General features: G+C 60.2%; 16 protein-coding genes. 10 read left to right on the top strand and 6 right to left on the bottom strand.

Features of this window, described 5'->3' with window-relative positions; all coding sequences use genetic code 11:
* Nucleotides 1–58: 58 nt before the first annotated feature.
* From KGB03_RS16395 to KGB03_RS16385, 3 genes are all read left to right on the top strand, one after another.
* Complete coding sequence (locus KGB03_RS16395) at nt 59–1,426, top strand: MFS transporter (RefSeq protein ID WP_111450421.1); 1,368 nt, start codon at nt 59–61, stop codon at nt 1,424–1,426.
* 11 nt (nt 1,427–1,437) lie between these two features.
* Nucleotides 1,438–2,991, top strand: a complete 1,554-nt coding sequence (gene garD / locus KGB03_RS16390; RefSeq protein ID WP_192410148.1) for a galactarate dehydratase — start codon at nt 1,438–1,440, stop codon at nt 2,989–2,991.
* 186 nt (nt 2,992–3,177) lie between these two features.
* Complete coding sequence (locus KGB03_RS16385; RefSeq protein WP_218538037.1) at nt 3,178–4,119, top strand: AEC family transporter; 942 nt, start codon at nt 3,178–3,180, stop codon at nt 4,117–4,119.
* A gap of 129 nt (nt 4,120–4,248) precedes the next feature.
* Here the strand turns inward: KGB03_RS16385 and KGB03_RS16380 are convergent, their stop codons facing one another.
* From KGB03_RS16380 to gatC, 6 genes are all read right to left on the bottom strand, one after another.
* A complete protein-coding gene (locus KGB03_RS16380) occupies nt 4,249–4,629 on the bottom strand; it encodes a carboxymuconolactone decarboxylase family protein (protein WP_008148900.1) in 381 nt (126 codons plus the stop codon).
* A complete protein-coding gene (locus KGB03_RS16375) occupies nt 4,626–5,687 on the bottom strand; it encodes a calcium/sodium antiporter (RefSeq protein WP_111450417.1) in 1,062 nt (353 codons plus the stop codon). The genes KGB03_RS16380 and KGB03_RS16375 overlap by 4 nt, the downstream gene beginning before the upstream one ends.
* Before the next feature lie 50 nt (nt 5,688–5,737).
* Complete coding sequence (locus KGB03_RS16370) at nt 5,738–6,112, bottom strand: septal ring lytic transglycosylase RlpA family protein (RefSeq protein WP_223527626.1); 375 nt, start codon at nt 6,110–6,112, stop codon at nt 5,738–5,740.
* 149 nt (nt 6,113–6,261) lie between these two features.
* Nucleotides 6,262–7,707, bottom strand: coding sequence for an Asp-tRNA(Asn)/Glu-tRNA(Gln) amidotransferase subunit GatB (gatB, locus tag KGB03_RS16365; RefSeq protein WP_223527624.1), 1,446 nt, complete (start codon nt 7,705–7,707; stop codon nt 6,262–6,264).
* A gap of 10 nt (nt 7,708–7,717) precedes the next feature.
* A complete protein-coding gene (gatA, locus tag KGB03_RS16360; RefSeq protein WP_111450414.1) occupies nt 7,718–9,169 on the bottom strand; it encodes an Asp-tRNA(Asn)/Glu-tRNA(Gln) amidotransferase subunit GatA in 1,452 nt (483 codons plus the stop codon).
* A gap of 16 nt (nt 9,170–9,185) precedes the next feature.
* Nucleotides 9,186–9,473, bottom strand: a complete 288-nt coding sequence (gene gatC / locus KGB03_RS16355; RefSeq protein WP_008026876.1) for an Asp-tRNA(Asn)/Glu-tRNA(Gln) amidotransferase subunit GatC — start codon at nt 9,471–9,473, stop codon at nt 9,186–9,188.
* Between the two features lie 214 nt (nt 9,474–9,687).
* Between gatC and mreB the strand changes: the two genes are divergently transcribed.
* The 7 genes from mreB (at nt 9,688) to KGB03_RS16320 (ending at nt 19,477) form a co-directional block, all read left to right on the top strand.
* Entirely contained in the window at nt 9,688–10,725 is a 1,038-nt protein-coding gene (mreB, locus tag KGB03_RS16350; RefSeq protein ID WP_002555108.1) for a rod shape-determining protein MreB, read from the top strand.
* A gap of 142 nt (nt 10,726–10,867) precedes the next feature.
* Nucleotides 10,868–12,025 (top strand): rod shape-determining protein MreC, encoded by a 1,158-nt coding sequence (gene mreC, locus KGB03_RS16345; RefSeq protein ID WP_192410374.1) that lies wholly within the window; start codon nt 10,868–10,870, stop codon nt 12,023–12,025.
* Nucleotides 12,025–12,516, top strand: coding sequence for a rod shape-determining protein MreD (gene mreD / locus KGB03_RS16340; RefSeq protein ID WP_111450412.1), 492 nt, complete (start codon nt 12,025–12,027; stop codon nt 12,514–12,516). The genes mreC and mreD overlap by 1 nt, the downstream gene beginning before the upstream one ends.
* A gap of 43 nt (nt 12,517–12,559) precedes the next feature.
* Nucleotides 12,560–13,156, top strand: coding sequence for a Maf family protein (locus KGB03_RS16335; protein ID WP_223527622.1), 597 nt, complete (start codon nt 12,560–12,562; stop codon nt 13,154–13,156).
* A gap of 57 nt (nt 13,157–13,213) precedes the next feature.
* A complete protein-coding gene (gene rng / locus KGB03_RS16330) occupies nt 13,214–14,671 on the top strand; it encodes a ribonuclease G (RefSeq protein ID WP_033058026.1) in 1,458 nt (485 codons plus the stop codon).
* Between the two features lie 75 nt (nt 14,672–14,746).
* Nucleotides 14,747–18,550: a YhdP family protein gene (locus KGB03_RS16325; protein WP_223527619.1), complete on the top strand. Its 3,804-nt coding sequence runs from the start codon at nt 14,747–14,749 to the stop codon at nt 18,548–18,550.
* 78 nt (nt 18,551–18,628) lie between these two features.
* The gene (locus KGB03_RS16320; protein ID WP_111450510.1) at nt 18,629–19,477 is read left to right on the top strand and encodes a carbon-nitrogen hydrolase family protein; all 849 of its coding nucleotides are present in this window, start codon (nt 18,629–18,631) and stop codon (nt 19,475–19,477) included.
* Nucleotides 19,478–19,481 lie beyond the last annotated feature (4 nt).

Below are 19,481 nucleotides of genomic sequence, written 5' to 3'. Positions count from 1 at the left end.
CCCACAAAAACAACACCGTTATTACCCGCATAAAAATAATCAGTGGGAGTACATCTACATGCAAGCGACCAAGCCGACCCACGTCCGCTATTTGATTTTGCTCATGCTTTTTCTGGTGACCACGATCAACTACGCCGACCGGGCTACCATCGCCATCGCGGGCTCCAGCCTGCAAAAAGACCTCGGCATCGACGCGGTCACTCTCGGTTATATCTTCTCCGCATTCGGTTGGGCCTACGTGGCCGGGCAAATTCCAGGTGGCTGGCTGCTGGACCGTTTCGGCTCGAAAAAAGTGTATGCGCTCAGCATCTTCACCTGGTCGCTGTTCACCGTGCTGCAGGGCTATGTCGGTGAGTTCGGCATGTCCACGGCGGTGGTTGCGCTGTTCATGCTGCGCTTCCTGGTGGGCCTGGCCGAAGCGCCATCCTTCCCCGGTAACGCGCGCATCGTAGCCGCCTGGTTCCCGACGGCTGAACGCGGCACCGCCTCGGCGATCTTCAACTCGGCGCAATACTTCGCCACGGTACTGTTTGCGCCGCTGATGGGTTGGATCGTCTACAGCTTCGGCTGGCAGCACGTGTTTATCGTCATGGGTGTGATCGGCATCATCTTCTCGGGGATCTGGCTGAAGGTTATCCACAGCCCGCGTCAGCATCCGATGATCAATGACGCCGAGTTCAAGCACATCGCCGACAACGGCGGCATGGTCGACATGGACCAGGACAAGGGCAAAGGCAAAAAAGTCGACGGTCCAAAGTGGGACTACATCCGCCAGTTGCTGACCAACCGCATGATGCTCGGCGTGTACCTGGGCCAATACTGCATCAACGGCATCACCTACTTCTTCCTGACCTGGTTCCCGGTGTACCTGGTGCAAGAACGCGGCATGACCATCCTCAAAGCCGGTTTCATCGCCTCGTTGCCGGCGATCTGCGGCTTCATCGGTGGTGTGCTCGGCGGGGTGATTTCCGACTACCTGCTGCGCAAAGGCCACTCGCTGACCTTCGCCCGCAAGGCACCCATCATTGCTGGCTTGCTGGTCTCCAGCAGCATCGTCGCGTGTAACTACGTGGACATCGAATGGATGGTGGTTGGTTTCATGGCCTTGGCGTTCTTTGGCAAAGGCGTCGGCGCATTGGGTTGGGCCGTGGTGTCCGACACCTCGCCGAAACAGATCGCCGGTTTGAGTGGCGGCCTGTTCAACATGTTCGGCAACATCGCCTCGATCACCACCCCGATCGTCATCGGCTACATCATCAGCTCCACCGGTTCGTTCAAATGGGCGCTGGTGTTTGTCGGTTGCAACGCCCTGGTCGCGGTGTTCAGCTATCTGGTGATCGTCGGTCCGATCAAACGTGTGGTACTCAAGGAACCGCCCGTCAGCGGTCCTGAAGCCAATAACAAATTGTCTCAAGCGCATTCCTGAGGAGCGGCGTCATGCAGTTGATTGAACATTCCGACTCGCCGCGCTACATCCGCCTGCACGAGCGGGACAACGTAGTGATCGTGGTCAATGACCAAGGCGTGCCGGCCGGCACCGAGTTTCCGGACGGCCTGGTCACCGTGGATTTCGTGCCACAGAGCCACAAGGTCACCCTGGAAGACATTCCCGTGGGTGGCCAGGTGATTCGTTACGGACAGACCATCGGCTACGCGTTGCAGCCGATTCCGCGCGGCAGTTGGGTCAAGGAAGATCAACTGCGCATGCCCACCGCGCCACCGCTGGACAGCTTGCCGCTGTCCACCGAAGTGCCGGCGGCGCAGGCACCGCTGGAAGGCTTCACGTTCGAGGGTTATCGCAACGCCGATGGCACCGTCGGCACGCGCAATATTCTCGGGATTACCACGACGGTTCAGTGCGTCACTGGCGTTCTGGACCATGCGGTCAAACGCATCAAGGACGAGTTGCTGCCCAAGTATCCGCACGTCGATGACGTGGTCGCGCTGACTCACAGCTACGGCTGTGGTGTAGCGATTACCGCGACTGACGCGTACATCCCGATCCGTACCGTGCGCAACCTGGCGCGTAACCCGAACCTGGGTGGCGAAGCGTTGGTGGTCAGTCTGGGCTGCGAGAAACTGCAGGCCGGGCAGGTGATGCACGAGAACGACAGCTCGGTGGATTTGAGCGATCCGTGGTTGTACCGCTTGCAGGATTCGAGTCACGGTTTCACCGAGATGATCGAGCAGATCATGGCGTTGGCCGAGACCCGTTTGAAGAAGCTCGATCAACGTCGCCGAGAAACCGTGCCGGCGTCCGAGCTGATTCTGGGCATGCAGTGCGGCGGCAGCGATGCGTTTTCCGGGATCACCGCCAACCCGGCGCTGGGTTATGCCTCGGACCTGTTATTGCGGGCCGGTGCGACGGTGATGTTTTCCGAAGTCACCGAAGTGCGCGATGCGATTTACCTGCTGACTTCCCGTGCGGAAACCGAGGAAGTCGCTCAGGAACTGGTGCGCGAGATGGACTGGTACGACCGTTACCTGGCCAAGGGCGAAGCGGATCGCAGCGCCAACACCACGCCGGGCAACAAGAAGGGTGGGTTGTCGAACATTGTCGAGAAGTCGTTGGGCTCGATCGTCAAATCCGGCAGCAGCGCGATCAACGGGGTGCTGGGCCCAGGCGAGCGCTTCAAGCGCAAAGGCCTGATTTTCTGTGCGACCCCGGCCAGTGACTTTGTCTGCGGGACGTTGCAATTGGCGGCGGGAATGAACCTGCATGTGTTCACTACCGGGCGTGGTACGCCATATGGTTTGGCGATGGCGCCGGTGGTGAAGGTGTCGACCCGGACCGAGCTGGCGCAGCGTTGGCCGGACCTGATCGACATCGATGCCGGGCGGATTGCGACCGGGCGGGCCTCGATTGAGGACCTTGGCTGGGAGTTGTTCCATTACTACCTGGATGTGGCCAGCGGCAAGAAGCAAACCTGGGCCGAGAAGCACAAGCTGCATAACGACATCACCTTGTTCAACCCTGCACCCATCACCTGAGACCGCGTCGCCTGTTTCGCGAGCAAGCCCGCTCCCACAGTGATCGTCAGTGTTCACGCAATTTGTGCAACAAAGAAGATCCCCTGTGGGAGCGGGCTTGCTCGCGAAGACGGTCTACCAGACGCCGGGGGACTTGGTGGCTTATCATTAGCCCCCTAACGACGCTCACCCAAGGTTATCCCCGGCATGCTGGCTATCTTCCTCGAAACCCTGAACATCACCGCGCCGGTGTTTGCCATGCTGTTTCTGGGGGTGCTGCTCAAGCGCATCGACTGGATCAACGACAACTTCATCCACACTGCGTCGGCCCTGGTGTTTAACGTCACCATGCCGGCGTTGCTGTTTCTGGGCATCCTGCATGCCGACCTGCACGCCGCGTTGCAACCGGCGCTGCTGATCTACTTCTCGCTCGCCACTCTGGTGTGTTTCGCCATCGCCTGGGGCTGGGCGATCTGGAAGTGTCCGCGGGAGGACCGGGGGATTTACACCCAGGGCGCCTTTCGCGGCAATAACGGGGTGATTGGCCTCGCACTGGCTGCGAGCATGTACGGCGACTACGGGATTTCCCTCGGAGCGATTCTCGCGGCGTTGGTGATCCTGTTTTACAACACGCTCTCGACCATTGTGCTGGCGGTGTACAGCCCGGTAATCAAGTCCGACCCCTGGAGCATCTGCAAAAGCGTGATGGCCAATCCGCTGATCATCAGCGTGTTTGCCGCGGCGCCGTTTGCCTACTTCAAGATCAGCTTGCCAGGATGGCTGGAGACGTCCGGCCAATACCTGGCGCAAACCACCCTGCCGTTGGCGTTGATCTGCATCGGCGGCACGCTGTCGCTGGCGGCACTGCGTAAAAGCGGCAGCATGGCGCTCAGCTCAAGCCTGGTGAAGATGATCGGCCTGCCGGTTCTGGCGACGCTGGGTGCATGGCTCTGGGGCTTTCGTGGTGCGGAGTTGGGGATTTTGTTTCTGTACTTCGGCAGCCCGACCGCCGCGGCCAGTTTTGTCATGGCCCGTCAGGCCAATGGCAATCATGAACTGGCGGCGGCGATCATCGTGATCACCACGTTGATGGCGGCGGTCACCACCAACATCGGGATCTTCCTGTTGCAGTGGGGCGGGTGGATTTAGCCTCGGGTTTTGCGGTGGTTTATAGGGCCTCTTCGCGAGCAAGCCCGCTCCCACATTTGGAATGCATTCCCCTGTGGGAGCGGGCTTGCTCGCGAAAGCAATCTCACTGTCACTGCCAAAGCCAGGCTGTTACTCGGGCTTCTGATAAGTATCAATTACTTCCTGTGCCGCCCGAAACGCATCGATTGCCGCCGGCACACCGGCATACACCGCGCAATGCAGCAGCGCTTCACGAATCTCTTCCACGGTGCAGCCATTGTTCAGCGCACCACGTACGTGGCCTTTCAATTCCTGCGGGCACTTCAACGCGGTCAGCGCGGCGAGGGTGATCAGGCTACGGGTTTTCAATGGCAAACCTTCGCGGTTCCAGACGCCGCCCCAGGCGTGCTCGTTGACGAAATCCTGCAGCGGTTGAGTGAACTCGGTGGCATTGCCCAGCGCGCGGTCGACGAAGGCGTCGCCCATTACTTGGCGGCGGACTTCAACCCCAGGTTTTTTATCATCGGTCATGGCAATTCCTTATTGTGGTGTTGGCGACGCCAGGCGCGCAGCGACGTGAGCAGCAAAAACGCCATCAGCGCCGGCAGGACAAAAAACAGCATCAGGTGTTCAAGCTTGTCGGCCAGCGGCATGCCGGTGGTGAATGACACCACGTGCAGACCGTAAGCCAGATACAAACCCAAAAACAGCAGACCTTCGGCGCGGGTCACCCGGTAACCGGAATAGAACACCGGCAGGCACAGCACTGCGACGCCGAGCATGACCGGCAAGTCGAAATCCAGGGCGTTGGGCGACACCGACAACGGCGACGGCGCGACCAACGCGGTGAAGCCCAGCACGCCCAAGAGGTTGAACAGGTTGCTGCCGATCACGTTGCCCACGGCGATGTCGCGCTGACCGCGCAACGCGGCGATCAACGAGGTGGCCAGTTCCGGCAGGGATGTGCCGACAGCGACGATGGTCAAGCCGATGATCCGCTCCGACAACCCCAGATCAGTCGCGACCGAAACCGCCGCGCCCAACAGCAGGTGCCCGGCGTAGACCAGCATCGCCAAACCCACGACGATCATCAGCAGGCTGCTGATCCATGGTGCTTGCGGGACTTCGTGGGTCGTCGATTGCGGGCGGGTCGAGTGCCGCGACTGGCGCAGCAGCAGGCCCAGATACAGCGCCAGCGCCGCCAGCAGCATCACGCCATCGGTGCGGGTCAGTTCTTCGTTCCACGCCAATACGAACACCAACAGGCTGGCGCCGATCATCAGCGGGATATCCAGGCGCACCAGTTGCCGTGAAACCCGCAGCGGGATGATCAGCGCCGAGAGCCCGAGGGTGACGAGGATGTTGAAGATACCACTGCCGATCACGCTGCCGACGGCGATGTCGGCGTTCTGCGTCAGGGTCGCTTGCAGGCTGACCGCCATCTGCGGTGCGCTGCTGCCGAGGGCGACGATGGTCAGGCCGATAATCAGCGGTCGTACATGCAAGCGTGCGGCGAGGCGCACGGCGGCGCGCACCATCAGCTCGGCGCCGGCGATCAGCAACAGCAAGCCGCTGAGCAATTCAATCACGCTGATCAGGGGTAAATCGGCAAGTCCGAAAATGGTCGGCGCTCCATCGGTCAGTCGTCAAGGGCTTGCACGCGAACCCGTGCAGTGCCGCTTCTGAGCATACCCAGTTGTTCGGCGGCCTCGTGTGAAACATCGATCAGACGCCCACGGGTATGTGGCCCGCGATCGTTGATGCGAACCACACAGGATTTGTCGTTGTTCAGATTGGTGACCTTCACCCGCGTGCCAAAGGGCAACTGGCGATGGGCGGCGGTCAGGGCGTTCTTGTTGAAACGCTCGCCACTGGCGGTGCGTTTACCTTGGTGTTTGGCGCCGTAATACGAGGCAATGCCGGTTTTGTCATAGCCGTGCGGATCGATGACATCGTTGCTGGCGCAACCGGCCAGCAGGGAGAGCAGGGCGCAGGCACTGAGGAAGCGTTTCATTCGAAGGTTTCCACATACAAATGTGGGAGCGGGCTTGCTCGCGAAGGGGGCATCACATCCAACATCAATGTTGACTGATACACCGCTTTCGCGAGCAAGCCCGCTCCCACAGGGGGTAGAGCCAGTTTTCAGTGCTGGCTCCATGCTCATCAGCCTTCGAGCTTGCTTTTCAGCAGTTCGTTAACCTGTTGCGGGTTGGCCTTGCCTTTGGAGGCTTTCATGGCCTGGCCGACGAAGAAGCCGAACATCTTGCCGCGTTTGGCTTCGTCTGCCGCGCGGTACTGTTCAACCTGTTCGGCGTTGGCCGCGAGCATTTCGTCCAACACTGCCGAGATCGCACCGGTGTCGGTCACTTGCTTCAGGCCGCGCTTGTCGATGATCTCGTCCGCGCTGCCTTCTCCATTGGCCATGGCTTCAAACACCACTTTGGCGATTTTGCCGGAGATGGTGTTGTCGGTGATGCGCAGCAGCATGCCGCCCAGTTGTTCGGCCGAGACCGGCGACTGATCGATGTCCAGGCCCTGTTTGTTCAACAGGCTGCCCAATTCAACCATCACCCAGTTGGCCGCCAGCTTGGCGTCGCCGCCAATGCTCACGACTTTCTCGAAGTAATCGGCTTGCTCGCGGCTGGTGGCCAGGACGCTGGCGTCGTAGACCGACAGACCGAACTGCGCCTGGAAGCGCTCGCGTTTCTGCGGTGGCAATTCCGGCAGGGTAGCGCGCACGTCGTCGAGGAACGAGTCTTCGATGACCACCGGCAGCAGGTCCGGATCGGGGAAGTAACGGTAGTCGTTGGCTTCCTCTTTGCTGCGCATCGGACGGGTTTCGTCCTTGTTCGGATCGTACAGACGGGTCTGCTGGATCACCCGGCCGCCGTCTTCGATCAGCTCGATCTGACGTTGCACTTCGGTGTTGATCGCCTTCTCGATGAAACGGAACGAGTTGACGTTCTTGATCTCGCAGCGAGTGCCGAATTCAACCTGGCCTTTCGGACGGATCGACACGTTGCAGTCGCAACGCAGCGAGCCTTCGGCCATGTTGCCGTCGCAGATGCCGAGGTAGCGGACCAGCGCGTGGATAGCCTTGACGTAAGCCACGGCTTCCTTGGCACTGCGCATGTCCGGCTCGGACACGATTTCCAGCAGCGGCGTGCCGGCACGGTTCAGGTCGATGCCGGTGGCGCCGCTGAATTCTTCGTGCAGGCTTTTACCGGCGTCTTCTTCCAGGTGCGCGCGGGTGATGCCGACGCGCTTGACCGTGCCGTCTTCCAGCGCGATGTCCAGGTGGCCTTTGCCAACGATCGGCAATTCCATCTGGCTGATCTGGTAGCCCTTGGGCAGGTCCGGGTAGAAATAGTTTTTACGGGCGAACACGTTGTGCTGGCCGATCTCGGCATCAATCGCCAGACCGAACATTACCGCCATGCGCACCGCTTCCTGGTTCAGCACCGGCAATACGCCAGGCATACCGAGGTCAACCAGGCTGGCCTGGGTATTCGGCTCGGAACCAAAGGTGGTGGAGCTACCGGAAAAGATTTTCGACCGGGTGGTGAGCTGGGTGTGAATCTCCAGCCCGATCACGACTTCCCATTGCATGTGTTTCTCCTCAGAAGCCGGTTGGGGTGCGGGTGTGCCAGTCAGTGTTCAACTGATACTGGTGCGCAACGTTGAGCAAACGGCCTTCCTGGAAATACGGGGCGAGCAATTGCACGCCGACCGGCAGACCATCGACAAAACCGGCTGGCATGGACAAGCCCGGCAGACCGGCGAGGTTGGCGGTGATGGTGTAGACGTCTTCCAGGTACGCAGCAACCGGGTCGCTGCTCTTGGCGCCAAGCTTCCAGGCCGGGTTTGGCGTGGTTGGGCCGAGGATGATGTCGACCTCATTAAAGGCTGCCATGAAGTCGTTCTTGATCAGGCGACGAATTTTCTGCGCCTTCAGGTAGTAGGCGTCGTAGTAACCGGCCGACAGCGCGTAGGCACCGACCATGATCCGGCGCTGCACTTCCGGGCCGAAACCTTCGCCACGGGAACGCTTGTACAGGTCGATCAGGTTTTTCGGGTCTTCGCAGCGATAGCCGAAACGTACGCCATCGAAACGCGACAGGTTGGAAGACGCCTCTGCCGGGGCGATCACGTAGTACGCAGGGATCGCGTGCTGCATGTTCGGCAGGCTGATTTCCTTGACCACGGCACCGAGCTTTTCCAGCTCCTTGACGCTGTTGTGGATCAGCTCGGCAATGCGCGGGTCGAGACCGGCGCTGAAATATTCCTTAGGAACGCCGATGCGCAGGCCTTGCAGCGAACCGTTGAGGCCGGCGCTGTAATCCGGCACGGGCTCGTCGATGCTGGTGGAGTCTTGCGGGTCGAAACCGGCCATGCCTTGCAGCAGGATCGCGCAGTCTTCGGCAGTGCGGGCCAATGGGCCGCCCTGATCGAGACTGGATGCGTAGGCGATCATGCCCCAGCGCGAAACGCGACCGTACGTCGGTTTCAGGCCGGTCAGGTTGGTCAGCGCGGCGGGCTGACGAATCGAACCGCCGGTGTCGGTGCCCGTTGCCGCTGGCAACAGACGAGCGGCAACCGCAGCAGCCGATCCACCAGACGAGCCGCCGGGCACGTATTCCAGGTTCCACGGGTTTTTCACTGCGCCGTAGTAGCTCGACTCGTTGGCCGACCCCATGGCGAATTCGTCCATGTTGGTCTTGCCCAGGGTCACGGCCCCGGCAGCAGCCAGTTTGGCGACCACGGTGGCGTCGTACGGTGCTTTAAAGTTGTCGAGCATCTTCGAGCCGCAACTGGTGCGGATGCCCTGGGTGCAGAACAGGTCTTTATGGGCGATCGGCGCACCGAGCAGGGCGCCGCTCTCACCATTGGCCCGGCGTGCGTCAGCGGCTTTCGCCTGCTGGAGCGCCAGGTCTTCGGTGAGGCTGATGAAACTGTTGAGCTGCGGATCGAGCTGGGCGATACGCGCCAGCAGGGTTTTGGTCAGCTCTTCGGAAGAAAACTTTTTATCGGCGAGACCGCGGGCGATCTCGGCCAGAGTCAATTGATGCATTGCAGGCTCTTTCCCTTTAGTCGATGACTTTCGGAACCAGGTACAGGCCGTTTTCGACCGCTGGTGCGATGGACTGATAGGCCTCGCGATGATTGGTCTCGGTCACGACGTCTGCGCGCAGGCGCTGGCTGGCTTCCAGTGGGTGGGCGAGCGGCTCGATACCGTCGGTATTGACCGCCTGCATTTCGTCGACCAGTCCCAGAATGCTGTTCAGGGCCGAAGTGATGTGTGGAAGATCGGCATCATTAAGGCCCAGACAGGCCAGATGAGCGATTTTTTCCACGTCGGAGCGTTCAAGCGTCATGGGATTCTCCAGTGGAAGGAAAACAGAACGGATGCTATCCGTGTGTTAGATTGTCGGAACACTACCGCATTTCTACGGTCATAAGGCCGCGATTGTGGGGGTTGGTGCACAGAAAAGCGGCCAATTTAACATATTGGCGCCTTGCCCAAAATCCCTGTCGTTGTTAGAGTTTGCCGCACTTTTTTACCCACGCGTTGCCTAGGGTCCTTTCCCCATGTTCAAGAAACTGCGTGGCATGTTTTCCAGCGATCTCTCCATTGACCTGGGCACTGCCAACACCCTTATTTACGTGCGCGAGCGCGGTATCGTCCTGAATGAGCCCTCGGTTGTGGCTATTCGGACACACGGTAACCAGAAAAGTGTCGTTGCTGTCGGCACCGAGGCCAAGCGCATGCTCGGCCGTACGCCGGGCAACATTGCTGCCATTCGTCCGATGAAGGATGGCGTGATCGCCGACTTCAGCGTTTGCGAAAAGATGCTGCAATACTTTATCAACAAGGTTCACGAAAACAGCTTCCTGCAGCCTAGTCCTCGTGTGTTGATCTGCGTTCCATGCAAATCCACCCAGGTTGAGCGTCGTGCCATCCGTGAGTCGGCCCTCGGTGCCGGTGCCCGTGAAGTGTTCCTGATCGAAGAGCCAATGGCGGCTGCGATCGGTGCCGGCCTGCCGGTTGAAGAAGCTCGCGGCTCGATGGTTGTCGATATCGGTGGTGGTACCACTGAAATCGCGCTGATCTCCCTGAACGGTGTGGTTTACGCTGAATCCGTGCGGGTTGGCGGCGACCGCTTCGACGAAGCGATCATCACTTACGTGCGTCGCAACTACGGCAGCCTGATCGGCGAATCCACTGCCGAGCGCATCAAGCAGGAAATCGGTACTGCCTACCCGGGCGGCGAAGTGCGTGAAGTCGACGTTCGTGGCCGTAACCTGGCCGAAGGCGTTCCGCGCGCATTCACCCTGAACTCCAATGAAGTGCTGGAAGCTCTGCAAGAGTCCCTGGCCACCATCGTTCAGGCTGTGAAAAGTGCACTGGAGCAATCGCCTCCGGAACTGGCTTCCGACATCGCCGAGCGTGGCCTGGTACTGACCGGTGGTGGCGCCTTGCTGCGTGACCTCGACAAGTTGCTGGCCCAGGAAACCGGTCTGCCGGTAATCGTTGCCGAAGACCCGCTGACCTGCGTTGCTCGCGGCGGTGGCCGTGCGTTGGAAATGATGGATAAACACACCATGGACCTGCTCTCCAGCGAGTGATCTCGCCGGTTGCATCTATGCTGTTGGCGCGCAGGCAGCACTTTGCAGTGCTGCCTGTTGGCGTTTATCTTCTGTCAGTCTGCATCCAGGCCGGTTTGATGCCGTATGAATAAAGAGAACATTTGCCTGGGAGGAGCGGCTTATTAAACCGCTTTTCACCAAAGGGCCTTCACTGGGCGTGCGCTTGTTGGTGCTGGTCGTGCTATCGGTCGCGCTGATGGTGGTCGATGCCCGCTTCACACTGCTCAAGCCAGTGCGTAGCCAAATGTCGCTGGTGCTGATGCAGTCTTACTGGATCACCGACCTGCCGCAGCGGCTATGGCAGGGTGTGGCCAGCCAATTTGGCAGCCGTACCGAGCTCGTCGCCGAAAACGAAAAACTCAAAACCGAAAACCTGCTGTTGCAGGGCCGCATGCAAAAGCTTGCCGCCCTCACCGAGCAGAACGTTCGGCTGCGCGAGTTGCTCAACTCCTCGGCGCTGGTCAACGAGAAAGTCGAAGTGGCCGAGCTGATAGGCATGGACCCCAATCCCTTCACCCACCGCATCATCATCAATAAAGGTGAGCGCGACGGTGTGATCCTCGGTCAGCCGGTGCTCGATGCCCGTGGCTTGATGGGCCAGGTGGTCGAGTTGATGCCGTATACCTCTCGTGTGCTGTTGTTGACCGACACCACTCACAGCATTCCGGTGCAGGTGAACCGCAACGGCCTGCGGGCGATTGCCAGCGGCACCGGCAACCCGGAACGCCTGGAGTTGCGTCACGTAGCCGATACCGCCGATATCAAGGAAGGCGATCTGCTGGTCAGCTCGGGTCTGGGGCAGCGGTTCCCGGCGGGTTACCCGGTAGCGACGGTCAAGGAAGTGATTCACGATTCCGGTCAGCCGTTCGCGATTGTGCGCGCCGTGCCGACCGCCGCCTTGAACCGCAGCCGTTACCTGTTGCTGGTGTTCACCGACGGCCGCACAGCCGAAGAGCGCGCCAACGAAGCTGCCCAGGCTCAAGAAGCCTTGGACCAGCACGGTGGTGGCCCGATCATTCCAGCGACAGTACCGAAAACAGGCATCGTCCCGGCTGCTGTTGCTGCACCCGTGACTCCGGTTGCACCGACGGTTGCCCCTGCTGCCACAACCCCGCCCAAGCCTGCGGTAACTCATCCTGCTGCTGCGAAACCTGCCGCCAGCAAGCCGCCCGCGGCGCAACCTGCTGCCGCTAAACCGCCGGCCACGCAACCTGCTGCCGTGAAGCCTGCTGCCAAGCCGCCTGTCTCTGCGCCGGCTACCACTGGGGGACGAGAATAATGGTTGGTGCTACTGCCTCCCGAAACGGCTGGATGGTCTGGCTGACATTCGCCATAGGCATGCTGCTCAGCGTTTCGCCGCTGCCACAATTCATGGAAATCCTGCGTCCACTGTGGCTGGCCTTGCTGCTGGCATTCTGGGCGTTAGCCATGCCGCAGCAAGTCGGGATGGTCACCGCGTGGTGCCTGGGCCTGGCCGAAGACGTGCTCTACGGCACGCTGCTGGGGCAGAACGCATTGATCCTGACGCTGATCACGTACCTGGTGCTGGCGCTGCAACAGCGTCTGCGCATGTTTCCGATGTGGCAACAGAGCCTGGTGATCCTGGTGATCTTTGGCCTCGCGCAGCTTGTTCAACTATGGCTCAGCGCCCTGACCGGCAATCGTCAGCCGACACTGGCGCTGGTCTTGCCGGCACTGGTCAGCGCATTGCTCTGGCCATGGATCAGCTACGGTTTGCGCGGCTTGCGTCGACGCTACAAAATCAATTAATTCGGTCAGGCATTTGCCCGCACCTCGACAGGGAGATGTCTTGATGAAACAGCTGTACCTCGCCTCAGGCTCGCCGCGTCGACGTGAACTGCTCACGCAGATCGGCGTGCCGTTCACCGCCATCAGCGCGGACATCGATGAAACCCCTTTAAACAATGAATCCCCGTCGGCCTATGTCGAACGCCTGGCGCGCGGCAAAGCCGAGGCCGGACGCGGCGCGGTCGTGTCCGACGCAGACTCTTGCGTGCTGGGTGCCGATACCGCCGTGGTGCTGGACGGGAAAATTCTCGGCAAGCCGGTGGACGAAGCCGAGGCGTGCGCCATGCTTATGATGTTGTCCGGGTGTGAACATGAAGTCCTGACGGCGATTGCGGTACTCGACGGTGAGCGTTGCGAGTCTCGGGTGGTGAGCAGTCTGGTGCGCTTTCGCCACATCAGTCGCGAAGAAGCGGTGGCCTACTGGGCCAGCGGTGAGCCGCAGGACAAGGCCGGCGGCTATGGCATTCAAGGGCTCGGCGCGGTGTTTGTCGCCGGACTCAATGGCAGTTACTCGGCGGTGGTCGGGTTACCGCTGTGCGAAACCGCTGAGCTGCTCGGCCATTTCGGCATACCCTGTTGGCAAACCCTTAACGCGCGTTGAGCGTCGTACTGACAAGATGCGGCCATTATCGTGAACATGCCTGAACGAGACCCTGCCATGAGTGAAGAGATCCTGATCAACATCACGCCGATGGAATCGCGCGTGGCGGTGGTTGAAAACGGTGTTCTGCAAGAGGTCCACGTCGAGCGCACGCAAAAGCGCGGGATCGTCGGCAACATCTATAAAGGCAAGGTCGTGCGGGTATTGCCCGGCATGCAGGCGGCCTTCGTCGACATCGGCCTGGACCGCGCCGCGTTCATTCATGCCTCGGAAATCTCCCTGCGCGAAGGCCCGGCGGTCGAGAGCATCAGCGCGCTGGTTCACGAAGGTCAGAGCCTGGTGGTGCAAGTCACCAAGGACCCGATCGGCTCAAAAGGCGCACGCCTGACGACTCAGTTGTCGATTCCATCGCGTTATCTGGTGTACATGCCGCGCACCGCACACGTTGGCATTTCGTTGAAGATCGAAGACGAAGCCGAGCGCGAACGTCTCAAACAAGTGGTCACTGATTGCGTGGCCAAAGAAGGCATTCAAGAGGCGGGTGGCTTCATCCTGCGTACCGCTGCCGAAGGTGCCGGTGCCGATGAAATCCTCATGGACATTCGCTACCTGCGTCGTCTCTGGGATCAGATCAACGAGCAGATCAAAACCATCAGCGCGCCGAGTGTGATCTACGAAGACCTTGGCCTGGCACTGCGAACCTTGCGGGACCTGGTGAGCCCGAAGATCGAGAAGATCCGGATCGACTCCCGGGAAACCTTCCAGAAAACCACGCAGTTCGTCGCCGAGCTGATGCCGGAAATCGCCGATCGTCTTGAGCATTACCCGGGCGAGCGGCCTATCTTCGATCTGTACGGCGTCGAAGACGAAATCCAGAAAGCCCTGGAACGTAAAGTCCCGCTGAAATCCGGCGGTTACCTGGTGGTCGATCCGGCGGAAGCCATGAGCACCATCGACGTCAACACCGGGGCGTTCGTCGGTCATCGCAACCTCGAAGAAACCATTTTCAAGACCAACCTCGAAGCCGCGACCGCCATTGCTCGCCAGCTGCGCCTGCGCAACCTGGGCGGGATCATCATCATCGACTTCATCGACATGGAAGATGAAGAGCACCAGCGTCAGGTGCTGCGCACGCTCGAGAAGCAACTGGAGCGCGATCACGCCAAGACCAATATCATCGGCATCACCGAATTGGGCCTGGTGCAGATGACTCGCAAGCGCACCCGCGAAAGTCTTGAACAAGTACTGTGCGAACCGTGCAGCAGCTGTCAGGGGCGCGGCAAGCTCAAGACGCCGGAAACCGTTTGCTACGAGATTTTCCGCGAAATCCTCCGAGAAGCTCGCGCCTATCAGGCCGAAGGCTATCGTGTATTGGCAAACCAGAAAGTGGTCGACCGATTGCTCGATGAAGAATCGGGCAACGTCGCCGAGCTCGAAGGTTTTATCGGACGCACCATCCGATTCCAGGTGGAAACCATGTATTCCCAGGAACAATACGACGTGGTGCTGCTCTGAATCGGTATGTTTCAACCCTGTTAGAACGGCTGGCCTCAGCTTTTTGCAGTATTTTTGCCATGGGAGCCAACTGACATGGAACGTCTGACACGCATTTTGGCCGCACTGACCCGCTGGGGGCTGGGGCTGTGTGCGTTGGTGTTGGTGTTGTTGGCGTTATACGTCAGCCTCGGCCGAGAGCTGACCCCGCTGGTAGCCGAGTACCGTGCCGAAGTCGAAGCCAAAGCCAGTGCTGCCTTGGGTATGCCGCTGAATATCGGTGAACTGGAAGGTAACTGGAGCGGATTTGCTCCAATCATGCTGGCTCACGACGTGATGGTCGGCGAGGGCGCCAATGCCTTGCGTCTGGATCAGGTGCGCGCAGTGCCGGATCTTTGGGCCAGTCTGATGGCGCGTGAAGTGCGCATCGCTCACCTGGAACTCAGCGGCCTGAAGATCAGCCTCAAGGAGAGCGAGGACGGCCATTGGGCGCTGGAAGGTTTGCCGGTGCAGCAGGATCAGCCGCTGGATCCTGAGCAATTGCTCAATCGCATGCAGATGGTTCAGCAACTGTCGGTACTCGATAGCCAAGTCACTTTGCAGCCACTGCAAGAGCAGCCGCTGACCCTGACTTACGTCGGCTTGAATCTGAAAACCGGGGCCTCCCGTCAGCGACTCGACGCCCGTTTGACCCTGCCCGATGGACAACCGGTGGCCCTCAGTCTGCGTACCCGCCTGCGTGCCAGCGAATGGAAAGACGGCGAGGCTGAAGCTTATTTGAGCCTGCCGCAAAGCGACTGGTCGAAATGGTTGCCTGAGCGCCTGACCCAACAATGGAATTTTTCCGAGCTCAAGGCTGGCGGCGAGCTGTGGGTGAACTGGAACAAGGGCGACCTGCAGAGTGCTGCGATTCGCTTGAACGCGCCGCAACTCAAGGGTGCGTACGCCGAGCGCAAGCCGATCCAGATCAACAATCTGGCGCTCAATGGCTATTTCCAGCGCAGTTCCGAAGGCGCCCTGATCACCCTGGATTCGCTGGCCATGAGCCTTGGCGAGACCCGCTGGGAATCGCATCTGCAACTCAAACAAAACGCGGCGACCGACAAGACTGAAGAGCTTTGGCATCTGCAAGCCGACCGTCTCGACCTCACCCCGATCACCCCGATACTCAATGCCTTGGGGCCGCTGCCCGAAGGCGTTGCTACGGCCGTCGATCGACTCAAAGTGACCGGTGGCCTGCGCAATGTGCTGATCGATTTCCGGCCTAATGCCACCGACGACAGCAAGTTCAGCTTTGCCGCCAATCTGGATCGGGTCGGCTTCGATGCCTATCACGGCGCTCCGGCGGCGCGAAATGTCAGTGGCAGCATCAGCGGTGATCTGGGCGGTGGTGAGCTGCGCATGGACAGCAAGGATTTTTCCCTGCACCTGGACCCGATCTTCGCCAAGCCATGGCAGTACATTCAGGCCAATGCCCGGCTGACCTGGAAACTCGATAAAGAAGCCTTCACTTTGATCGCGCCGTACCTGAAGGTGCTGGGCGAGGAGGGCAAGATTGCTGGCGACTTCCTGATCCGACTGCATTTCGACCACACCCAGGAAGACTACATGGACCTACGGGTCGGTCTGGTGGACGGCGACGGTCGTTACACCGCCAAGTATTTGCCGACAATGCTCAGCCCGGGGCTGGACGAGTGGCTGCGTACGGCGATTCTCAAAGGTGCGGTGGACGAAGGCTTCTTCCAGTACCAGGGTTCGCTGAACCATGGGGCCGACGAGACAGCCCGCAGCATCAGCCTGTTCTTCAAGGTTCACGATGCCGAACTGGCCTTCCAGCCAGGCTGGCCACATGTCAGTAATGTCACCGGTGACGTGTTTGTTGAAGACAGCGGTGTACGGATCCTGGCCAGCAAGGGTCAACTGCTCAATACCCAGGTCAGCGACATTTACGTCAATATTCCCCATGTGCCAGCGGGGCAAAGCGTCCATCTGTTCCTTGACGGCGGATTCGCCGGCGGGTTGGGCGATGGCCTGAAGATTCTCCAGGAAGCGCCGATCGGCACCGCCGCCACCTTTGCCGATTGGGAAGGCGAGGGCGATCTGCGGGGCAAACTGAAACTGGACATTCCATTGGTCAAAGGCGAGCAGCCCAAGATCCTCGTCGACTTCAATACCGCCAAGGCTCGTCTGAAACTGGCCGAGCCAACGCTGGAGCTGACTCAGCTCAAGGGCGATTTCCGTTTCGACAGCACCAAGGGGTTGAGCGGGCAAAACATCACCGCGCGCGCCTTTGATAAACCGGTTACCGCACAGATTTTCGCCGATGGCGGCCCCGGCAACCTCAAGACTCGCGTCGTCGGCTCCGGCCTGGTCGAGGTCAAGAAACTGACTGACTGGCTGAATGTTACTCAGCCGTTGCCAGTGTCCGGTGTGATCCCTTATCAGCTGCAACTGAACCTTTATGGGGCCGACAGTCAATTGATGGTCAGCTCCAACCTCAAGGGTGTAGCAATCGATTTGCCGGCACCGTTCGGCATGGCGGCCGACGTTGGCCGCGACACCACGTTCCGCATGACCCTGCAGGGGCCCGAGCGGCGCTACTGGGTCAACTACGGTGAGCTGGCGAACTTCACGTTTGCGGCGCCGCCCGGTAACTTTGCCGACGGTCGTGGCGAGTTGTTCCTGGGGGGCGGCAATGCCGTGCTACCCGGTGCCAAAGGCCTGCGGGTACGCGGTGTGCTGTCGGAACTGGATGTCGGCCCCTGGAAGGACCTGGTAGACAAGTACGCCGGCCAGGATCCGGGCGGCAACGCCAAGCAGTTGCTCAGCAGCGCGGACCTCCAGGTCGGCAAACTCAGCGGTGTCGGCACCACGCTCGATCAGGCCTCGGTGCAGTTGAACCGCAAGCCTGCTGCATGGGCCTTGCAACTCGACAGTCAGCAGGTCAAGGGCAATGCCAGCATCCCCGATGCGAAAGCCGCTCCGATTGCGATCAATCTGCAATACGTGCGTTTGCCGGCGCCAGACCCGACGGTCCTGGCCGACGAAAACTCGCCGGATCCGCTGGCCTCGGTGGATCCGACGAAGATCCCGGCACTGGATATCACCATCAATCAGCTGTTCCAGGGCAAGGACCTCGTCGGGGCCTGGTATCTGAAAGTCCGTCCGACCGCCAAGGGCATTGCGCTTAATATGCTGGATCTGGGCCTCAAGGGCATTCTCCTGCAGGGCAACGGCGGTTGGGAAGGTGTGCCCGGTTCCAGCAGCAGTTGGTACAAGGGCCGGATCAGCGGCAAGAATCTCGCCGATGTACTGAAGGGCTGGGGCTTTGCGCCGAGTGTCACCAGTGAAAATTTTCATATGGATGTCGATGGTCGCTGGCCGGGTTCTCCGGCCTGGCTGGCCAGCAAGCGGTTCTCCGGCACCCTTGATGCGTCGCTCAATAAAGGCCAGTTTGTTGAAGTCGAGGGCAGCGCCCAGGCCCTGCGGGTATTTGGCCTGCTCAACTTCAACTCCATCGGTCGCCGTCTGCGTCTGGACTTCTCTGACTTGTTTGGCAAGGGCCTGAGTTATGACCGGGTCAAGGGTTTGTTGGTCGCGACCAACGGCGTTTACGTGACCAAGGAGCCGATCCAGATGACCGGCCCGTCGAGCAATGTTGAGCTCAACGGCACTCTGAACCTGGTGGGTGACCAGATCGATGCCAAGTTGCTGGTGACGTTGCCTGTGACCAACAACCTGCCGATTGCCGCGCTGATCGTCGGTGCTCCGGCTATTGGCGGCGCGCTGTTCCTGATCGATAAGCTGATCGGTGACCGTGTGGCGCGTTACGCCAGCGTCCAATACACCGTCAAGGGGCCGTGGAAAGAGCCGAAAATCACCTTCGACAAGCCTTTTTGACAACGCCACGCCTCAGGCCGATGGAGTAGCATGGCCGTAAGTCCCCTGTGTACGTTGATTCCAGATCAGGAAAAGGCCATGTCTTTTGCGGTAATTCAAATGGTCAGCCAGAGCGATGTGCTGGTCAATCTGGCCCAGGCCCGTCGGCTGCTTGAGCAAGCGGCAGCCGGTGGTGCGCAGCTGGCTGTGCTTCCAGAAAACTTCGCCGCCATGGGCCGTCGCGACATCGCCGACATCGGCCGCGCCGAGGCGTTGGGCGAAGGCCCAATCCTGCCATGGTTGAAACAGACCGCCCGCGACCTCAAGTTATGGATAGTGGCCGGCACGTTGCCGTTGCCACCGGTGGATCAGCCGACGGCCAAAGTGCATGCCTGCTCGCTGCTGGTGGATGACCACGGCGAAACCGTTGCACGGTATGACAAGTTGCACCTCTTCGACGTCGATGTGGCGGACAATCGCGGGCGTTATCGCGAATCCGATGACTATGCTTATGGCAGTGGGGTCGTTGTGGCGGACACGCCCGTCGGTCGAGTCGGATTGACGGTGTGTTACGACCTGCGCTTCCCGGAGCTGTACAGTGAATTACGCGCTGCCGGTGCCGAGTTGATTACCGCGCCGTCGGCCTTTACCGCGGTGACCGGTGCGGCGCATTGGGAGGTGTTGATTCGCGCGCGGGCCATCGAAACCCAATGTTATGTGCTCGCGGCTGCCCAGGGTGGGACGCATCCGGGGCCGCGAGAAACCTTTGGCCATGCCGCGATTATCGACCCGTGGGGACGTGTGCTGGCGCAACAGGATCAAGGCGAGGCCGTGCTGCTGGCCGAACGCGATAGCAGCGAACAGGCGTCCATCAGGGCGCGGATGCCGGTGTCCAGTCACCGGCGCTTTTTCTCGCAGGGCGCACAGCGACCTGCCTCAGAACGATGAATTT

The sequence above is a fragment of the Pseudomonas sp. BF-B-26 genome, from assembly GCF_019956495.1.
Taxonomy (GTDB): Bacteria; Pseudomonadota; Gammaproteobacteria; order Pseudomonadales; family Pseudomonadaceae; genus Aquipseudomonas.
Note: the sequence above shows the minus strand (reverse complement) of the source record. Positions and strands in the feature narration are given on the sequence as shown.